Genomic DNA, 18,459 nt, shown 5'->3' with positions numbered 1-18,459 from the left:
CACTTGATCGACAAGGACGCACCGATGAACACTGCTGTGGATGCTGTCGAACGTACTGAAATCCTGATCATCGGCGCGGGCCCGGCCGGTTCGGTGGCTGCGGCGATGCTGCGCCAGCAGGGCCGCCAGGTGCTGATGCTGGAGCGCCAGCAGTTCCCGCGCTTCTCCATCGGCGAAAGCCTGCTGCCGCAGAGCATGGAGTACATCGAAGCAGCCGGGCTGCTGCAGGATGTGGTCGAGGCCGGCTTCCAGTACAAGAACGGCGCGGCCTTCGTGCACGGTGAAGCGCGTACTGCCTTCGACTTCCGGAAGAAGTTCTCGCCGGGCTGGGGTACCACCTACCAGGTGCAGCGCGCCGACTTCGACAACGTGCTGGCACGCGGTGCCGAGCGCATGGGCACCACGCTGCGCTTCGGCGACGAAGTGCTTGCGGTCGAGCCGGGCGAGCAACCGGCGGTGACGGTACGTCGCCCGGACGGCAGCGAGTACCGCATCGAGGCCGATTTCATCCTCGACGCCTCAGGCTTCGCGCGCCTGCTGCCGCGCCTGCTGCAGCTGGAGTCGCCGTCCAACTTCCCGGTGCGCGGCGCGATCTTCTGCCACGTGCGCGACAACATTCCGGCCGAAGCGGACTTCGACCGCAACAAGATCCTGATCACCACCCACCCCGGGCACATCGACGTCTGGTACTGGACGATCCCGTTCTCCAATGGCTGCTGTTCGCTGGGCGTGGTCGCCGAGCCGTCGTTCTTCGAGCGCTACGAGGGTGACGACCTGCAGAAGCTGCAGGCCATCGTTGGCGAGGACCCCAACCTGACCCGCCTGCTGGCCAACGCCGAATGGGCGGTGCTGCCGGTGCGCCGGATCACCGGCTATTCGGCCAACGTCAGTTCGCTGTGGGGGCCCGGCTACGCGTTGCTGGGCAACGCCGGCGAGTTCCTCGATCCGGTGTTCTCCTCCGGCGTGACCATTGCCTTCAAGTCCGCGCAGCTCGCCAGTGAATGCCTCAAGCGCCGCTATGCCGGCCAGGCCGTGGACTGGGAGGCCGAGTTCTCGATCCCGCTGCGCGCGGGCGTGAAGACCTTCCGCCGCTTCGTCGAAAGCTGGTACCAGGGCGGCTTCCAGAAGATCATCTACCACCCGCAGCAGCAGCCCGAAGTGCGCGACATGATCAGCTCCATCCTGGCCGGTTACGCCTGGGACACCAAGAATCCGTATGTGGCCGATGAAAGTGGTCGCCGCATGCGCGTGCTGGAGGAATTGTGCAGCGCCTGATCTTCCGTACTGCAGCCCTGCTGCTGTGCCTGCTGCTGGCCGCCTGTGCCGGCCGCATGCCGAAACCGCAGGTGGAACTGCCGCCGCTGCGCCTGGCGCCAGCCAGCCTGCCGGCGCCGCTGGCGCTGCAGCAGCAGCTGCATTTCCGCTTCGGCACGCATGAGCGCGTTCTCGACGCGCTGCTGGAAGCCGACGCCCAGCAGGTGCAGCTGGCCGTGCAGGCGATGGGCCAGACCGGCGTGCGCCTGCAATGGGACGGCCAGCAGCTGACCCAGCAGCGCGCGCCATGGCTGCCACCGCAGGTGCGCGCCGAGCGCGTGCTGGATGACCTGCAGTTCGCGCTGTGGCCGACCGCGGCCATTGCCGCCGTGCTGCCGGCGGGCTGGCAGGTCAGTGATGATGGCCATCAGCGCAGCCTGTCGCGTGAGGGCACCGTGTGGCTGCACCTGCAGCGGCTGGACGATGGCAGCGTGCAGCTGGACAACCGCGCCGAAGGCTATGCGCTGCGCATCGAATCGATCGACATGGCCGGGCCGGACCGATGAGCGCACCGATCTACCTGAACGACCTGGGTGTGGTCTGTGCACTCGGCGCTGGCCGCGCCGCCGTGACGTCGGCACTGTTCGCCGACGCGCCGGGCGGGCTCAGCGACAACGAGAGCCTGTTGCCGGGGCGCACCCTGGCGCTGGGGGAAGTACGCACGCCGCTGCCGGCGCTGGATGACCTGCCGGTGGCGCTGCGCGGGCGCAACAATGCCCTGCTGGACGTGGCATTGGCTCAGATCGCGCCGGCAGTGGCTGCGGCGATCGCCCGCCATGGCGCCGAGCGCGTAGCGGTGGTGCTGGGCACCAGCACCTCGGGCATTGGTGAATCCGAGCAGGCATTGCGCAGCCATGCCGAACAGGGCCAGTGGCCGCAGGGCTTTGATTACGCCCAGCAGGAAATGGGCACCGCCGCGCAGTTCGTGCGCCAGCGCAGTGGCGCACAGGGGCCGGCATGGACCCTGTCCACTGCCTGCTCGTCCAGTGCCAAGGCGCTGATGTCGGCCGCACGCATGCTGCGCGCCGGCATCGTCGATGCGGTGATCGCCGGTGGCGCCGATTCGCTGTGCCGCTTCACCGTAGCCGGCTTCAGCGCGCTGGAATCGGTCTCGGCCCAACGTTGCAATCCGTTCTCGCAGCATCGTACTGGTATCAACATCGGCGAAGGCGCCGCGCTGTTCCTGCTCACCCGCGAACCCGGCCCGGTATGCCTGGCGGGGTGGGGCGAGTCGGCCGACGCCCACCACATGTCCGCCCCGGACCCGCAGGGCCTGGGCGCCATCGACGCCCTGCAGCAGGCGCTGCAGCGTGCTGGCTGGGCCGCCGGCGAAGTGGACTATGTGAACCTGCATGGGACCGCGACCGGCCACAACGATGCGATGGAAAGCCTGGCCGTGTCGCAGGTGCTCGGCAGCCACGTGCCGGCCAGTTCGACCAAGCCGTTGACCGGCCATACGCTGGGTGCCTCGGGTGCCATCGAGGCGGCGCTGTGCTGGATCGTGCTGGCCGAGAACCCGCAGCAGCTGCTGCCGCCGCACTGGTGGGACGGCGTGGCCGACCCGGCACTGCCGGTGCTGCCGCTGGTCGCACCGGGCACGCGCCTTGCGCAGCCGCCACGGCGGGTGCTGAGCAATTCGTTCGCCTTCGGCGGCAGCAATGCCGTGCTGGCACTGGAGCGTCGATGAACACGCTGTACGCGATCGAAGACGTGGTGCCGCACCGCCAGGACATGTGCCTGCTGGAGCGCATCACGCAGTGGGACCAGGACGCCATCGAGGCCGAACTGGTGGTGCCCGAGGCCGGCCTGTTCGTCGAGGATGACCAAGTGCCGGCATGGGTCGGCATCGAGTACATGGCGCAGGCCATCGCGGCCTGGGCCGGTTGCCGAGCGCGTGCGGCCGGCAGGCCACCGCAGCTGGGCTTCCTGCTCGGCAGCCGCCGCTACAGCAGCGCGCGCAGCAGCTTCCCCAGCGGTTCGCGGCTGCGCGTACAGGCGCGCTGCGAGCTGTTGGGTGACAATGGATTGGGGATGTTCGCCTGCCGCATCCTGGCAGGCGAGGAAGAATGGGCGACAGCCAACGTGTCGGTGTTCGAACCGGCCGACGCGATGGCCTATCTGGAGAGTGGACAGGCATGACAGGGAATCGAAGCGTGCTGGTGACCGGCGCCAGCCGGGGCATCGGCCGGGCCATCGCGCTGCGCATCGCGCGCGATGGCTTCGACGTGGTGGTGCATTGCCGCAGCCGCGTGGATGAAGCACAGGCGGTGGTCGCCGAGATCCAGGCACTGGGCCAGCAGGCCCGCGTGCTGGTGTTCGACGTGGCCGACCGCGCGTCTGCGCGGGCCGCTCTGGAGGCCGATGTCGAAGCGCACGGCGCTTACTACGGCGTGGTCTGCAATGCCGGCATCGCCCGCGATGGCGCCTTCCCGGCGCTGTCAGCGGACGATTGGGACCAGGTCATCCACACCAACCTGGATGGCTTCTACAACGTGCTGCATCCGCTGATCATGCCGATGGTGCGGCGGCGCAAGCCGGGCCGCATCGTCACCCTGTCGTCGGTCTCCGGACTGGCCGGCAACCGCGGGCAGGTCAACTACAGTGCCGCCAAGGCCGGCATCATCGGCGCCACCAAGGCCCTGGCGCTGGAACTGGCCAGCCGCCAGATCACCGTCAACTGCGTGGCCCCGGGCCTGATCGAGACCGAAATGCTCAACGACGAAGTGGTTGAACACGCGCTCAAGCTGATTCCCGCCGGCCGCGTTGGCCGCCCGGACGAAGTGGCGGCTACCGTGGCGTTCCTGCTGTCCGAACCGGCCGGCTACATCACCCGCCAGGTGATCTCGGTGAACGGAGGCATGCTCTGATGGCCGCCGATCGTCGCGTGGTGGTTACCGGCGCCGCTGCCATCAGTCCACTCGGCCACGACTGGCCGACCATCGAAGCGCACCTGCGCAGCTGCCGCAACGCGGTGCGTGCGATGCCCGAGTGGGATGTCTATGCCGGGCTGAACACCAAGCTGGCCGCGCCGGCGCAGGACTTCGAGCTGCCGCCGAACTACAACCGCAAGACCACCCGCTCGATGGGCAAGGTCGCGATCATGTCGGTGCGCGCCACCGAGGTGGCGCTGCGCGAGGCCGGCCTGAATGAGCATCCGGTGCTGCGCAGTGGCCGTACCGGCGTGGCCTATGGCTCCTCGTCCGGCAGCCACGAGGCCACCGGCGAATTCGGGCGCATGCTCAACGAATTCACCACCGATGGCATCAGCGCCACGACCTATCTGAAGATGATGAGCCACACCGCGCCGGTCAACATCGGCGTGTTCTTCGGCCTGTCCGGGCGCGTGTACACCACCTCCAGCGCCTGCACGTCAGGCAGCCAGGGTGTGGGCGCGGCCTATGAAGCCATCCGCAGCGGCAAGCAGACGGTGATGGTGGCCGGCGGTGCCGAGCAGCTCGATGCCACCGCTGCAGCGGTGTTCGACACGCTGTTCGCCACCAGCGTGCGCAACGACGCGCCGCAGACCACGCCTCGCCCGTTCGATGCCGGCCGCGATGGCCTGGTGCTGGGCGAGGGCGCCTGCACGCTGATCCTGGAAGACCTGGAACACGCGCGGGCGCGCGGCGCCACCATCCTTGCCGAGGTGGTCGGCTATGGCACCAACAGCGATGGCCAGCACGTCACCCAGCCCAGCGCCGACACCATGGCCCAGGCCATGCGCCTGGCATTGGAGGACGCCGGCCTGGACGCGGCGCAGATCGACTACGTCAACGCCCATGGCACCGCCACCGACCACGGCGACATCGCCGAGACCCAGGCCACCGCACAGGTGTTCGGCAGCCGCGTGCCGATCAGCTCGCTGAAGAGCTACGTCGGCCACATGCTGGGTGCCTGTGGCGCGTTCGAGGCCTGGGTGAGCATCCAGATGATGCGTGCCGGCTGGTTCGCGCCCACCCTGAACCTGGCCGCGGTCGACCCGCGCTGTGGCCAGCTCGACTTCATCACCGGGCAGGGCCGCGAACTGCAGGCCGAGTACGTGATGAGCAACAACTTCGCCTTCGGTGGCATCAACACCTCGCTGGTGTTCCGCCGCTGGAGCGAGTGATCCACTGCGCCAACACACCGTTCCCGTTACCCCCGCACCCTCGACAAGGAGATGTTCCGATGCGCCGCACTCTCATGATCGCCACGGCTACCGCGCTGCTGGCCCTGACTTTCACCGCTTCCGCCCGCGACACGCGTGTCGAACAGTCCCTGCAGGAACTGGTCAATTCGCAGGCCGCCAAGGACGCCGGCATCGACGGCAGCGTGCGTTTCTATCTGGCCGGCCAGCCGGTCAGCGTGCAGCAGCGCCTGGGCGAAGACGTGACCAACAAGAAGACCAACGCCGCCAACAAGAGCGATGCCGAGGCCTGCCGCTGGGTTGCGCTGTCGGCACTGCGCGCGCTGCAGGACGGTGCCAAGTCGCGCGGCGCCAACGCCGTGGTCGACATCGTCAGCTATTACAAGAAGAACGAGTTCAAGAGCAGCACCAACTACGAGTGCTACGCCGGTGCCATCCTCGCGGGTGTCGCGCTGAAGGGCACTTACGCCAAGGTCAAGTAAGCGCCCGTGTGGCGGCGGCGCAGCCTGAACGTCGCCGCCACATTGCTGAACCCCGCAGGCGAAACACCGCCGATCGCGCCGCCATCGTCGGCTGACGGCTTTCCCCGGTGTCGGCTTTCCGACACAATCATGGCTCTTCCCGGGTTATCGTCCCGCGGACATGTACGCCTACGTCTATAAAAGCCAACTCAAGCCGGACACCTACGTCTACGTTCCCCGACGCGATGATTTCAGCGCGCTGCCCGCGCCGCTGCTCACCTCGCTGGGGACGCTCGCCTTCGTGCTGGAGGTGGTCCTGGATGCCCAGCGCCGCCTGGCGCAGGCTGACCCGGAAAAGGTCCGCAGCGAAATGAGCGAGCGCGGGTTCTACCTGCAGGTGCCGCCGTCGGTGGCCAGCCTGATGCCGCGCCACTATGACTGACGCCTCCCGTCCGCGCATTCTGTCAATTGCCCTCGCCGCGGGCGCGGTGCTGGCGCTGGGCGCCGCCGTGGGCGGCGTTCCGGGTGCGGTCCTTGCCGCACTGGCGCAGCCCGCGTTCGCGTTGGCGATATCGTGGTGGCGCCGCAGCCGCGCGCTGCTGCCGCTGAAGGTGGTCGCACGCCAGGACCTGCCGGCGCTGCTGGCATTGTGGGCAGCCGCCCCGCTGTTGCTGGCGCTGCTGCTGGCCTGGCCGCTCGCAGCGCTGCGTGACAGCGGCAGCCTGGCGGCAGTGCTTGGCCTGAGCGTACTGGTCAGTGCCGGCCTGCTGGCGGCCTGGCGCACCTGGCCATTGTGGAACGATGTTGAACGCCTGGATGGCAGCCTGGCCCAGCACTGGCAGGCGCTGGCGGGGCGCGACCTGACTGCTTGGCGTGGCCTCGGCGTGGCCGCGCTGGTCATTGCGCTGGCCGCGCTGGTGGTGCTGCCGGCCTGGCCGGGCCTGTTGCCGGAAAGCGCGCGCTGGCCCGCCGCGCTGGCGGTCGTACTGCTGTCGCCGATGCTGCACCTGCTGCTGCAGCGTGTCGCGCCTGCGCCGCTGGTGTCGTTGCGCTCCAGCCCGTTGGTGGCGTCCAGCGCTGAACCCGAACCGATGTTCGCAGCGGCGGCCGACGCCCTGCCGCTGGAGGCGATGGCGCCGCAGGAACTGACACCGGCGCTGTATGAAGCCGCCCGCCAGGGCCGCATCGACCGGGGCCTGCAGCTGCTGCAGGCCGGTGCCGATCCGTATGCGCTGCCGGACCCGAACTGGCGTGACCAGCGCAGCCTGGCGGTGCTGGCCGCGGTGCTGCCGGACCTGCGCCTGCTGCGCGAACTGATTGCCCGCGGCGTCGATGTGAATGCGCCGCACCGGGGCATGACCCCGCTGCTGGCGGCGACCCGCGACAGCTGGCATGGCCGCCCCGAAGCGGTGATGACCCTGCTCGCCAACGGCGCCGACTCGCGTGCCACCGACAGTGATGGCAACACCCCGTTGCACCATGCCGCACGCAGTTCCGACCCGGGGGTGGCCGCGCTGCTGCGCGATGCCGCTGCCGAAGTCGATGCGCTGAACCGTGATGGCTGGTCGCCGCTGGCGGTGGCCTGCCAGGTGGGCAACTGGCGTCTGGCCCGCTTCCTGCTCGAACGCGGTGCACGCTGCGAACCGGCCGATGGCACCCCGGTGCTGCTGGCCGCCGCCGCCACCGAGGATGACGATCCGGCGGGCGTGCAGCTGCTGCTCAAGCACAAGGCACGGGCCGACGCCCGCGATCGCCAGCGCCGCAGTGCGTTGCATGAGGCGGCCCTGGCCGGCCATGTCGAGATCATCGGCGTGCTGCTCGGCGCGGGCGCCAATCTGGAGGCGCGCGATGCACTGGGGCGTACACCGTGGCTGGAAGCGGCCCGTGCCGGTCGCGCCGCCGTGATCGAGCACCTGCTGCCGCACAAGCCGGACCTGGTCGCGGTGGACGGCGAAGGCCGCAATGCGGTGCAGCTGGCGGCGATGGCCGAGGATGTCTCGCCGCTGCTGATCAAGCGCCTGGTCGAACTGGGCATCGCGGCCGATGCCACCGATCCGGTCGGCCGCCGTGCGGTGGACTACGCCGCCGAGGCCGGCCGCTGGGCGATCGTAGCCCTGCTGGACCCGTCCTATCCGTTGCCGGCCGCGGTCAGTGATGGCCTGGCCGATCGTGGCGAAGCAGCCAGTGCCAGCGGCCTGCTGCCGGACCGTCCGCCGCTGACCCTGCTGCGCGAGGCTCTGGGCTTCGGCAACACCGACGGCATGGCGGCGCTGGCCAGGCTGTGCCAGCCGGAGGAACTGGGCGGGCTGCTGCTCGATCCGGAGTTGGCGCTGGAACCGCGTGCGGTGGACTGGCTGCTGGGCCACGGCGCCGATCCCTATGTGCGTGATGCCTGCTCCGACACGCCGATGTTCGCGCTGTTGTCGCGCGGCATCGATGCGGTGCCGGCGTTGCAGGTGATGCTGCAGCGTGGCCTGTCGCCGGCCGGCCGCGGTGGCCTGGCGCGCTTCCTTGCTGCCTGCGCACAGCACGACCAGGCCGCGCGTGGCCTGGAACAGCTGGCACTGGAACTGCTTGAGCGTGGCGCCGATCCGTTCGCCGCCTCGCCGGCGGGCGATCCGCCGCTGTCGCTGGCGGTGCGCCTGGGGTGGCTGCGGCTGCAGCAGGCCCTGCTCAAGGCCGGCGTTGATCGCGAAGCACGCGACAGCCACGGCATGACCGCACTGCACCTGGCCACCGCATTGGCCCGCGAAGGCGCGCTTAAGCTGCTGGTGCAGCATGGTGCCTCGCCGGAAGCACGTGCCGCCGACGGCCAGACACCGCTGGGCGTGGCGCTGTCGATCGGTCGCCGCGATCTGGCCGACTGGCTCGATTGGCGGGTGTGGCCGTTGCCGCGCCGCACCCTGCGCGAGGCCGATCTGCCGGCCGCCGCAATGGCCGGTGACGTCGATGCAGTGCGCCGCCTGATCGATCTGGGCTTCGCCGTCGACGCCGTCGACGCACAGGGCTGCACCGCGCTGCTGCGTGCTGCCGGTGGCGGCCACCTGGCGGTAACCGACCTGCTGCTGGCGCGCGGCGCCGATCCGCAGCACGCGGCGGCCAGTGGCGCGACGCCGCTGTCGGCGGCGGTCAGCATGCGCCAGGTGGACATCGTTTCGGCCCTGCTCGACGCTGGCGCCAAGCTGGAACACCGCCTGCCGGGTGGCGTGACGGTGCTGATGCTGGCCTCCGCGCTGGGCCTTCCGGACATCGTCGCGCGCCTGCTCACGGCGGGTGCCGACGTGCATGCCGGTGACGCGCAGCAGCTGGGTCCGCTGCACTGTGCCGCGCTGTACGGTTTCAGTGCCCGCGACCGCTCGCGCCTGCTGGCGCTGCTCGACACCCTGCTGCTGGCCGGTGCCGAACCGGACCAGGCCGCCGCTGGTTCTGTCACGCCGCTGCTGCTGCTGCTGGGCGCGCGCGCCGAGCCGGGTACCGCCTGCGACGAGCAGGTGGTGATGGCCGCAGTGGAGCGCCTGCTGGACGAGGACGTAAGCCTGGATGTACGCGACCCGCGTGGCTTCGGCCCGCTGCATCTGGCCGCGCTGCATGGCCTGCCGCTGCTGGTGCAGCGCCTGCTGCGCGCCGGCGCCGATCCTGAAGCGCGCGACAGCCTCAACCGCAGCCCGCGCGAGATCGCGGTGATGCGTGGCTTCATCGACGTGGCCGGCGAGTTCGAGCCGCGCGTGCCGGGCGTTTCCTCGATGGCGCGGTTCCTGCGCGACAACGGCTGAAAGGCCGGGGTCGGATCCCTTTCCAACGGAAAGGGCTCTGACCCTGCCCCCGCCGGAGCCACTGTGTCGACCAAGGTCGCCAGGATGCTTTCAGTAGATCCACGTCATGCGTGGATGATCATGCCCGGAAGCCAAAGCATCCACGCATGGCGTGGATCTACTTTTCGTCCCTTTCCGCGTCGGCTTCGAACAGGTGCATCAGGTCGTTGCGCGCATCACGCGAGGTCTGGATCACCGCGGCCTCGTCGTCGTACACCAGGTACTGGTCACGCAGCAGCTGCTCATCATGCTCACGGAAGCGCTGCACATGGCGTTCGGCCACGTCTGGTGCCACGCCCAGCGCCGTCAGCACGCGCCCGCTCATCTCCAGGCTGGTGCCGAACACTTCGCGGAACGGCTCGGCCGACATGTCCATCAGGCGCCACGCATGCTGGCGGTTGCGCGCTCGCGCCAGCACCTTCGCGTCCGGGTACAGCCGGCGCACCATGCGCACCGCGCGCAGGTTGGTCTCCGGGTCGTCCACGGTGATGACGAACACATCGATGTGCTCGCCACCCGCTGCACGCAGCATCTCCGGGCGGGTCGGGTCGCCGTAGTACAGCTGGTTGCCGAAGCGGCGCAGGTCGGCCACCGTGTCCGGGTTCGCCTCCAGCGCCACGAACGGCACCTTCTGTGCGGTCAGCAGGCGTGCGATCACCTGGCCGAAGCGGCCCATGCCGGCGATCAGCACCTTGGGCCGGTTGTCCGGTGCCACCTTGTCGGCCTCGGCGGTCCCGCGCGGTGGAGCCTTCTCCTGGCCGAGCAGCTTGAGCAGCGCGATCATCAGCAGTGGCGTGATCGCCATCGACAGGCCGACGATCGCCACCAGCCGATCGTGATTGGCGTTGCCCAGCAGGTGCGCGCGCTGCGCTTCGTTGAACACCACGAAGGCGAACTCGCCCCCCAGCCACAGCACGCTGCCCAGCAGCAGCGACTGCCGCGGACTGAGCTTTGCAATACGGCCAATCACATACAGCAGGCTGAACTTGACCACCAGCAGGATCGCCACGCCGGCTGCGATCAGCCACGGCTCTGCGGCGATGCGGTCGAGATCGATGCCCATGCCCACCGCGATGAAGAACAGCCCCAGCAGCAGGCCCTTGAACGGCTCGATCTGCGCTTCCAGTTCGTGCCGGAACTCCGAATCGGACAGCAGCACCCCGGCCAGGAACGCGCCCAGGCTGGGGCTGAGGCCCGCTTCCTGCATGAACCAGGCAGTGCCCAGCACCACCAGCAGGGCGGTGGCGGTGAACACTTCCGGGCTGCGGGTGCGCGCGATGATGCTGAACACCTTGCGCAGCACCGGTCGCCCGCACAGGATCACCACGGCCAGCGCGCCGAGGGCCACGGCGGCGTCTTCCCAGCGCAGGGTCTCGTTCTTCGCCCCGCCCAGCAGCGGGATGGCCGCCAGCAGCGGGATCGCGATCAGGTCCTGGAACAGCAGGATGGCAAAACCCAGCCGGCCATGGTCGCTGTTGATCGCCTTGTGCTCGGACAGCAGCTGCAGGCCTACCGCGGTGGATGACAGCGCCAGCGCAACACCGACCACCAGCGCGCTCTTCCACTGGAAGTGGTCGAGCAGCAGCAGGCCGCCCAGCACCAGCCCGGACATTGCCACCTGCGCCGCGCCCGCGCCGAACACCGAGCGCCGCATCACCTTCAGGCGTGCCGGCGACAGCTCCAGGCCGATCACGAACAGCAGCATCACCACGCCGATCTCGGCCGCGCCGAGGATGCGGTCGGCGTCCTGCACGAAGCCCAGCCCGTCCGGGCCCAGCACCACGCCGGCCGCCAGGTAGCCCAGCACCGCGCCGAAGCCGAACTTCTTGAACACCGGCACGGCAATGACCGCCGCCAGCAGCAGCACCAGGGCCAGTTCCAGACCGCCGCTATGCATGGGAATACCTGGTCATCGGGGAAGCCCGCAGTGCGTCCGTTCGGGTGGGGAAAGCGTGGCGAGCGCCACCCGGCCATTATGCGCGCCGGGTGGTGTATGCACGAGAACAACCGGCCGGCAGGCGCCCGGGCGCAGGGATGCCGGGTTGACCTGCATGGCCCGCGGGTCCAGACTGCCCGCCGCTGGCGGCGCACCGCCGGCACGCGCATTCCGGAGTCCCCAACCCATGTCCAGCGACAGTAGAAGTCGACCTCGTTCGACGCCAGCGATGGCCACCGCCTGACATCGGGACGGTTTGCCTGCGTTGGCGTTGCGCGAGGTCGCACCCCCACAAGGCAAAACCGATGAACCAGAAGCAATTGCTGCGCCCGGTGGCCGATGCCGCCGCATTGGCCGCACCGCTGGCGAACTACAACACCGCCGATGCGGTGGAATTCCTCAACACATTGGAACTGGCCCGCGCGGCGGAAACGCTGGCCGCGCTGCCGTTGCCGCGTGCAGTGAAGATGCTGGAAGCGCCGGAGCTGCACCGCAGCGGTGAGCTGGTGGCCGCGCTGCCGCCGGCACGCGCCGCTGCCCTGCTCGGGCTGATGGCTGACGACCGCGCCACCGACATCGTCCACGAGCTGGATGAGGAAGAACGCGCGCGGCTGATCCCGCTGCTGGGCACCGACGCCCGCCAGGTCATCCAGAAGCTGCTGAGCTACCCGCCGAACACCGCCGGCGCGCTGATGACCACCGAATACGTGGCGGTGCCCGCCAGCTGGACCGTGGCGCAGACCCTGCAGCACATCCGCCAGGTCGAGCGCACGCGTGAAACGGTGTACGCGATCTACGTGCTGGACCCGGCCAGCCAGCAGCTGCAGCAGGTGGTGACCATGCGCCGGCTGATCACCGGCCTGCCCGAGGAATCGATCCTGGACGTGGCCCAGGTCAATCCGCCGGTGACGGTGGACGCGCTGATGGACCAGGAAGAAGTGGCGCGGCTGATCCGCCGCCACGACCTGCTGGCGATCCCGGTGGTCGACGCGCAGCAGCAGATGCTCGGCATCGTCACCGTGGACGACGTGCTCGATGCGCTGATCGAGGAATCGACCGAGGACGCGCACAAGTTCGGCGGCATGGAAGCGCTGGACAAGCCGTATATGCAGATCGGCTTCTTCGAGATGCTGCGCAAGCGTGCCGGCTGGCTGAGCGTGCTGTTCCTGGGCGAGATGCTGACGGCCAGTGCGATGCAGCACTACGAGGACGAACTGGCGCGCGCAGTGGTGCTGACCCTGTTCATCCCGTTGATCATGAGTTCGGGCGGAAATTCCGGCTCGCAGGCCACCTCGCTGCTGATCCGCAGCCTGGCGCTGCGCGAACTGCGCCTGCGCGACTGGTGGAAGGTGGCCATCCGCGAGATCCCGACCGGCATGGTGCTGGGTGCCATCCTCGGCTGCCTGGCGATCGTGCGCATCGTGATCTGGCAGCTGGGTGGCCTGCATGACTACGGCGAGCACTGGATCCTGCTGGCGATCACCATCGGCGCCGCGCTGGTCGGCATCGTCACCTTTGGTTCGCTGTCCGGCTCGATGCTGCCCTTCGTCCTGAAGCGGCTCGGCTTCGACCCGGCCAGCGCCTCGGCCCCGTTCGTGGCCACCCTGGTGGATGTGACCGGCCTGGTGATCTATTTCAGCATCGCCGCGCTGATCCTGCACGGCACGCTGCTGTAACAAAACGTGCACGCCGGGGTCGGATCCCTTCGCGCAGCGAAGGGCTCTGACCCCGGATATCCGCAGCAGGGGTCGGAGCCCTTTCCTGCGAAAAGGGATCCGACCCTTCCTCCGACCCCATCGCCACGGAATTTGGGTACCGTAGGCGCATGAGTACCTACCACCTGCAGTCCGTATTCCGTCCGCAGTCGGTCGCGGTGATCGGCGGCAGCCCGCGTGAGCGTTCGGCCGGCCGCGCAGTGATGCGCAACCTGCGCGGCACCGGCTTCCCCGGCAAGGTGGCGTGGATCAACCCGCGGCACGCCGAGATCGATGGCATCCGCACGGTCAAGCGCTTGAAGGACCTGGACTGGGTGCCTGACCTGGTGGTGATCACCGCGCCGGCGGCGATCGTGCCGCAAGTGGTGCGTACAGCTGCAGAGCGTGGCGTGCAGGCGGCGATCATCCTCACCGCGCACCTGGGCGAAGGCCCGGGTTCGTTGTCCGCACAGGTAGAGGCGGTGGCGCGCAAGCATGGCCTGCGCATCCTCGGGCCGCATTGCCTGGGCGTCATCGCGCCGCACGCGCGACTCAATGCCAGCATCGCCGCGCACTTCCCGCAGGCCGGCGACCTCGCGCTGATCTCCGAATCCTCGGCCATTGCCGCCGCGCTGGTGGAGTGGGGCGTGGCGCGCTCGGTGGGCTTCTCCGCCGTGGTTTCGCTGGGCGACACGATGGACGTCGACTTCGGCGACCTGCTCGACTACTTCGCCACGGACTACCGCACCCGCGCCATCCTGCTGTATGTCGAGCAGATCAAGGACGCGCGCAAGTTCATGTCGGCCGCGCGTGCCGCCGCCCGCGCCAAGCCGGTGGTGGTGGTGAAGTCCGGTCGCGCCGAGCGCGTGCAGCCGGGCAGCCGCGATACCCATGTGCAGGCCCTGGCGCGTGCCGATGATGTGTATGGTGCGGCCTTCAATCGTGCCGGCCTGCTGCGCGTGGGTGCGCTGGACGAACTGTTCACTGCTGCCGAATCGCTGGGGCGGCTGGGAACCTTTCCCGGTCGCCGCCTGGCCATTCTCAGCAATGGCGGCGGTGTCGGCCGCCTGGCCGTGGACCAACTGATCGCGCTGCGTGGCACGCTGGCGACCCTTTCCGACAGCACGGTGGAGAAGCTCGATGCGGTGCTGCCGCAGGGCTGGTCGCGCAGCAATCCGGTGGACATCGTGGTCGACGCCGATGGTGACCGCTATGCGTCGGCCATCGAAGCACTGCTGGCCGACAACGAGAACGATGCGGTGATGGTGGTCAACGTGCCAACCGCGTTTACCTCGTCCGCCGACGCGGCGCAGGCCCTCACCCGCACGCTCGGCCTGCGCCCGCGCCATCATCGCGACAAGCCGGTGTTCGCGGTGTGGCTGGGCAACGACGACCAGGCCACCGCCACGCTCAACGCAGCACGAGTGCCGACCTATCCGACCGAGGCCGAAGCAGTACGGGGCTTCCAGCACCTGGTACGCTACCGCGAGGCACAGAACGCGTTGATGGAAACGCCGCCCAGCCTGCCGCAGGACTTCAGCGTCGACACGGCCACCGCGCGCGCACTGGTCGATGCCGCGCTGGCCAACGGCCAGCAGTGGCTGGACCCGCTGGCCACGCACGAGCTGCTCAAGGCCTACGGCATCCCGTCGGCGCCGGTGATGCATGCGCGCGATGCGCATGAGGCGATGGACCTGGCGCAGCCACTGCTGGAACGCGGTGCGTCCGTAGCGCTGAAGATCCTGTCGCCGGACATTCCGCACAAGTCCGAAGTGGACGGCGTGCGCCTGAATCTGTCCACGCTGCCGGCGGTGCAGAGCGCGGCCAACGCGATCCTGTCGCGTGCGCGCCAGCTGCGGCCGGATGCGCGCATCGATGGCCTGCTGGTACAGCCGACCATCGTCCGCCCGAAGGCGCGCGAACTGATTGTCGGCATCGCCGATGACGCGACGTTCGGCCCGGTGATCGTGGTCGGACGCGGCGGAACCGCCGTCGAAGTGATCAACGACAAGGCGCTGGCCCTGCCGCCGCTGGACCTGCGCCTGGCCCACGAGCTGATCGGCCAGACCCGCGCTTCGCGCATCCTCAAGGCCTACGGCGATGTGCCCGCCGCCGACGAGCGCGCACTGGCGCTGGCACTGGTCAAGCTGGCACAGCTGGCCGCCGACATTCCCGAAGTGCGTACGCTGGACATCAACCCGCTGCTGGTCGACGGCAAGGGCATCCTCGCCCTCGACGCGCGCGTGGCAGTGGCACCGTCGCGCATCCTGCACAAGGGCCGCGGGCATCCGCGCTTCTCGGTGTTCCCGTACCCGAAGGAGTGGGAGCGCACCATCGAACTGTCCGATGGCGGCCGCGCGTTCGTCCGCCCGGTGCGGCCGGAAGACGATGCGCTGTTCCGCGCGTTCTTCGCCCGCGTCAGCGACGAAGACCTGCGCCTGCGCTTCTTCCAGTCGGTGAAGCACTTCAGCCACGAATTCATCGCGCGCCTGACCCAGCTCGACTACGCGCGCTCGATCGCGCTGGTAGCGATCGAACCGCGCAGCGGCGAGATGCTGGGCGCAGTGCGCCTGCACGCCGATGCCGATTACCACCGTGGCGAGTACGGCATCCTGATCCGCTCGGACCTGAAGGGCCACGGCATCGGCTGGCGGCTGATGGCGATCATGATCGAGTACGCGAAGTGGCTGGGCCTGGACGTGGTCGAAGGCCAGGTGCTGCGCGAAAACAGCACCATGCTGGCGATGTGCCAGAGCCTGGGATTCAAGACCAGGCTGGACCCGGACGACCCGACGGTGATGATGGTGACCTTGCCGGTGCAGCAGGTCGAGGTGCCCGACGTGCCGCCGGTGGCGTAATTCCTGTAGAGCCGAGCCTACGCTCGGCTGCTTTTGCGTACGCTTGGCGGCTGCATCACCGCACCGGCTCTACCACCACCGCCGTGCCATAGCACAGCACTTCGGTCAGCCCGGTCATCACATCAGTGGCGTCGTAGCGCATGCCGATGATCGCGTTGGCACCCAGCTGCCGCGCGTGCTTGACCATGTCGCGGTAGGTTTCCTCGCGAGCCTGTTCGCACAGCTCGGTGTAGATGGTGATGTTGCCACCGAAGAGCGTCTGGATACCGCCCAGGAAGTTGCCGACGATCGAACGCGAGCGCACGGTGATACCGCGCACCACGCCGAGGTTGCGCACGACGCGATGGCCGGGCAGCTCGAAGGCGGTGGTGACCAGCGCATCGTCGAAGCGCAGTGCCGGCGGGGAAGGGGTGCCGCTGTTGTAGGGGTCTGCCATGGTCGCGTCCGTGTCGCTGCCTTCTGTAGAGTCGAGCCATGCTCGACGGGCTGTGCTGCAGTCGAGCATGGCGCGACTCTACAACGCAATCGCCCGTTGCGGCATGGTTCCGTCACCGTGCTGGCGCGACAATATCCCCATGACCGACCGTATCCCCCTGTTGCTGCTGCCCGGCCTGCTCAACGATGCCGAGCTGTGGCGCGCGCAGCTGGCCGACCTGGCCGATATCGCCGACTGCACCGTGGGCGACCAGACCCGTGGCGAGACCCTGCAGGCGGTGGCCGAAGACGTGCTGGCGCAGGCACCGGAGCGCTTTGCGCTGGCCGGGTTCTCGCTGGGCGGCTTCGTGGCCCAGCAGATCCTGCGCATCGCGCCGGAGCGGGTCCTGCAGCTGGCGCTGATTGATACCTCCATCCACGCCGACTCACCCGAGCGGGCCGAGCAGCGCCGCAGCCAACGTGCCAGCGTGCGCCTACCCGGCAAGTTCCATGGTTTCGGTGATGTGCTGATGCGCAGCTACATCGATGCCTCGCGGCTGGATGATTACGTGCTGGTGCAACGTGTGCGTGACATGACCGCCCGCCTGGGCGCGGAAGTGTTCCTGCGCCAGAGCGCACTGGAACGCCGCGATGGCCATGATGTGCTGGCCGGTTACCGTGATCCGCTGTTGATCGTGTGTGGCGCCAATGACCGCATTACGCCACTCGCGGTGAGCGAGGAAATGCGCGCGATGGTGCCGCACTCGCAGCTGGTGGTGGTGCCCGATTGCGGGCACCTGGCGCCGATGGAGAAACCGGACGAGGTCAGTGCGGCAATGCGTGGGTGGTTGTTGCAGGGCAGGGGATGATCCCCGCGTTCTGGTAGGTGCCGACCTTGGTCGGCACGGTGTTTCATCGATCGGTCAGACGTCTGCGCCGACCAGGGTCGGCGTCTACCAGAGCAGTTGCGCGCCGTCGTTGGAATCAATCCCAGGCTGGGGCGATGCCTTCCGGGTTGGCAAGGCGATGGCCGCGGTCGAGCTTGGCGATCTGTGCCATGTCTTCGTCGGTCAGGCGGATCGCTGCTGCCTCCAGGTTGCTGGCCAGGTTCTCGCGCTTGGTCGAGGACGGAATGACCGAGAAGCCCTGCTGCAGCGCCCAGGCCAGCGCGACCTGCGCCGGCGTGGCCTGGTGGCGGCCGGCGATGGCCTGGATCACCGGGTCCTTGATTACCTCACCATAGGCCAGGCTCATGTAGGCGGTGATGTGGACGCCGTTGTCCTGCAGGAATTTCACCAGCAGGCGGTTCTGCAGGTACGGGTGGATCTCGATCTGGTTGGTGGCGATGGCGCCGGCACCCAGGATGCCGATCGCCTTGCGGGTCTGCGCGATGGTGAAGTTGGAGATGCCGATCTCCTTCGTCAGGCCCTGTGCCTTGGCCTCGGCCAGTGCGGTCAGGTACTCCTCCATCGGCACGTCGACCTTGCCGTTCGGCGACGGCCAGTGGATCAGCGTCAGGTCCACATGATCGGTACGCAGCTTTTCCAGACTGGTACGCAGGCTGGCCAGCAGCGCTTCGCGCTTGAACGCGGTGATCCAGACCTTGGTGGTCAGGTAGATCTCATCGCGCGGCACGCCGGAATCGGCGATGGCCTGGCCGACTTCGGCTTCGTTGCCGTAGATCTGCGCGGTGTCGATGGCGCGGTAGCCGACCTCCAGCGCGTTGCGCACGGAATCGATCACGGTCTGGTCTTTGAGGCGGAAAGTGCCGAGACCGAAGGCGGGGACTGTCATGAGGGGCTCCAGCAGTGGGGGAGGGAGACGGGACTATCCACGAAAGGGTAGGT

The 18,459-nt window shown here is 68.6% G+C and carries 15 protein-coding genes; 12 read left to right on the top strand and 3 right to left on the bottom strand.

The genetic code is table 11. The annotated features are described in order from the left end of the window. Nucleotides 1-24: 24 nt before the first annotated feature. The 9 genes from ACEPA4_RS19430 (at nucleotide 25) to ACEPA4_RS19390 (ending at nucleotide 9,671) form a co-directional block, all read left to right on the top strand. On the top strand, nucleotides 25-1,275 hold the full coding sequence (locus ACEPA4_RS19430) for an NAD(P)/FAD-dependent oxidoreductase (RefSeq protein WP_065185904.1): 1,251 nt from the start codon (nucleotides 25-27) through the stop codon (nucleotides 1,273-1,275). Continuing rightward, nucleotides 1,263-1,820 carry a DUF3261 domain-containing protein gene (locus ACEPA4_RS19425; RefSeq protein ID WP_065185903.1) on the top strand — a complete coding sequence of 186 codons (558 nt, stop codon included), beginning with the start codon at nucleotides 1,263-1,265 and terminating at the stop codon, nucleotides 1,818-1,820. The genes ACEPA4_RS19430 and ACEPA4_RS19425 overlap by 13 nt, the downstream gene beginning before the upstream one ends. Then, nucleotides 1,817-3,001, top strand: a complete 1,185-nt coding sequence (locus tag ACEPA4_RS19420; protein WP_065185902.1) for a beta-ketoacyl-ACP synthase — start codon at nucleotides 1,817-1,819, stop codon at nucleotides 2,999-3,001. Before ACEPA4_RS19425 ends, ACEPA4_RS19420 begins: the two co-directional genes overlap by 4 nt. After that, nucleotides 2,998-3,453, top strand: a complete 456-nt coding sequence (locus ACEPA4_RS19415; protein WP_005420287.1) for a hypothetical protein — start codon at nucleotides 2,998-3,000, stop codon at nucleotides 3,451-3,453. Before ACEPA4_RS19420 ends, ACEPA4_RS19415 begins: the two co-directional genes overlap by 4 nt. Continuing rightward, nucleotides 3,450-4,181, top strand: a complete 732-nt coding sequence (locus ACEPA4_RS19410; RefSeq protein WP_049416034.1) for a 3-ketoacyl-ACP reductase FabG2 — start codon at nucleotides 3,450-3,452, stop codon at nucleotides 4,179-4,181. The genes ACEPA4_RS19415 and ACEPA4_RS19410 overlap by 4 nt, the downstream gene beginning before the upstream one ends. Then, nucleotides 4,181-5,419: a beta-ketoacyl-ACP synthase gene (locus ACEPA4_RS19405; protein WP_329887851.1), complete on the top strand. Its 1,239-nt coding sequence runs from the start codon at nucleotides 4,181-4,183 to the stop codon at nucleotides 5,417-5,419. The genes ACEPA4_RS19410 and ACEPA4_RS19405 overlap by 1 nt, the downstream gene beginning before the upstream one ends. A 59-nt stretch (nucleotides 5,420-5,478) precedes the next feature. Next, on the top strand, nucleotides 5,479-5,919 hold the full coding sequence (locus tag ACEPA4_RS19400; protein WP_374082919.1) for an excinuclease ATPase subunit: 441 nt from the start codon (nucleotides 5,479-5,481) through the stop codon (nucleotides 5,917-5,919). A 160-nt stretch (nucleotides 5,920-6,079) separates the two neighbouring features. Next, complete coding sequence (locus ACEPA4_RS19395) at nucleotides 6,080-6,340, top strand: YcgL domain-containing protein (RefSeq protein WP_005420281.1); 261 nt, start codon at nucleotides 6,080-6,082, stop codon at nucleotides 6,338-6,340. After that, on the top strand, nucleotides 6,333-9,671 hold the full coding sequence (locus ACEPA4_RS19390; RefSeq protein ID WP_374082918.1) for an ankyrin repeat domain-containing protein: 3,339 nt from the start codon (nucleotides 6,333-6,335) through the stop codon (nucleotides 9,669-9,671). Before ACEPA4_RS19395 ends, ACEPA4_RS19390 begins: the two co-directional genes overlap by 8 nt. 157 nt (nucleotides 9,672-9,828) lie before the next feature. Here the strand turns inward: ACEPA4_RS19390 and ACEPA4_RS19385 are convergent, their stop codons facing one another. Then, the gene (locus ACEPA4_RS19385) at nucleotides 9,829-11,607 is read right to left on the bottom strand and encodes a monovalent cation:proton antiporter-2 (CPA2) family protein (protein WP_134955553.1); all 1,779 of its coding nucleotides are present in this window, start codon (nucleotides 11,605-11,607) and stop codon (nucleotides 9,829-9,831) included. 344 nt (nucleotides 11,608-11,951) lie between these two features. Here ACEPA4_RS19385 and mgtE point away from each other — a divergent pair, with 344 nt between their 5' ends. Both mgtE and ACEPA4_RS19375 read left to right on the top strand, forming a co-directional pair. Next, entirely contained in the window at nucleotides 11,952-13,322 is a 1,371-nt protein-coding gene (gene mgtE / locus ACEPA4_RS19380) for a magnesium transporter (RefSeq protein ID WP_005420274.1), read from the top strand. Between the two features lie 149 nt (nucleotides 13,323-13,471). Continuing rightward, nucleotides 13,472-16,198: a bifunctional acetate--CoA ligase family protein/GNAT family N-acetyltransferase gene (locus ACEPA4_RS19375; RefSeq protein WP_005420272.1), complete on the top strand. Its 2,727-nt coding sequence runs from the start codon at nucleotides 13,472-13,474 to the stop codon at nucleotides 16,196-16,198. Between the two features lie 55 nt (nucleotides 16,199-16,253). Here the strand turns inward: ACEPA4_RS19375 and ACEPA4_RS19370 are convergent, their stop codons facing one another. After that, nucleotides 16,254-16,634 carry a YbjQ family protein gene (locus tag ACEPA4_RS19370; protein WP_065185897.1) on the bottom strand — a complete coding sequence of 127 codons (381 nt, stop codon included), beginning with the start codon at nucleotides 16,632-16,634 and terminating at the stop codon, nucleotides 16,254-16,256. 139 nt (nucleotides 16,635-16,773) lie between these two features. Between ACEPA4_RS19370 and ACEPA4_RS19365 the strand changes: the two genes are divergently transcribed. Beyond that, a complete protein-coding gene (locus tag ACEPA4_RS19365) occupies nucleotides 16,774-17,481 on the top strand; it encodes an alpha/beta fold hydrolase (protein WP_005420268.1) in 708 nt (235 codons plus the stop codon). Between the two features lie 115 nt (nucleotides 17,482-17,596). On the opposite strand, the gene dkgB is transcribed toward ACEPA4_RS19365, so the two are convergent. Then, on the bottom strand, nucleotides 17,597-18,406 hold the full coding sequence (gene dkgB, locus ACEPA4_RS19360; RefSeq protein WP_139727987.1) for a 2,5-didehydrogluconate reductase DkgB: 810 nt from the start codon (nucleotides 18,404-18,406) through the stop codon (nucleotides 17,597-17,599). Nucleotides 18,407-18,459 lie beyond the last annotated feature (53 nt).

Origin of the sequence: Stenotrophomonas sp. P2112, from assembly GCF_041897515.1 — a bacterium.
Taxonomy (GTDB): Bacteria; Pseudomonadota; Gammaproteobacteria; order Xanthomonadales; family Xanthomonadaceae; genus Stenotrophomonas; species Stenotrophomonas sepilia.
Note: the sequence above shows the minus strand (reverse complement) of the source record. Positions and strands in the feature narration are given on the sequence as shown.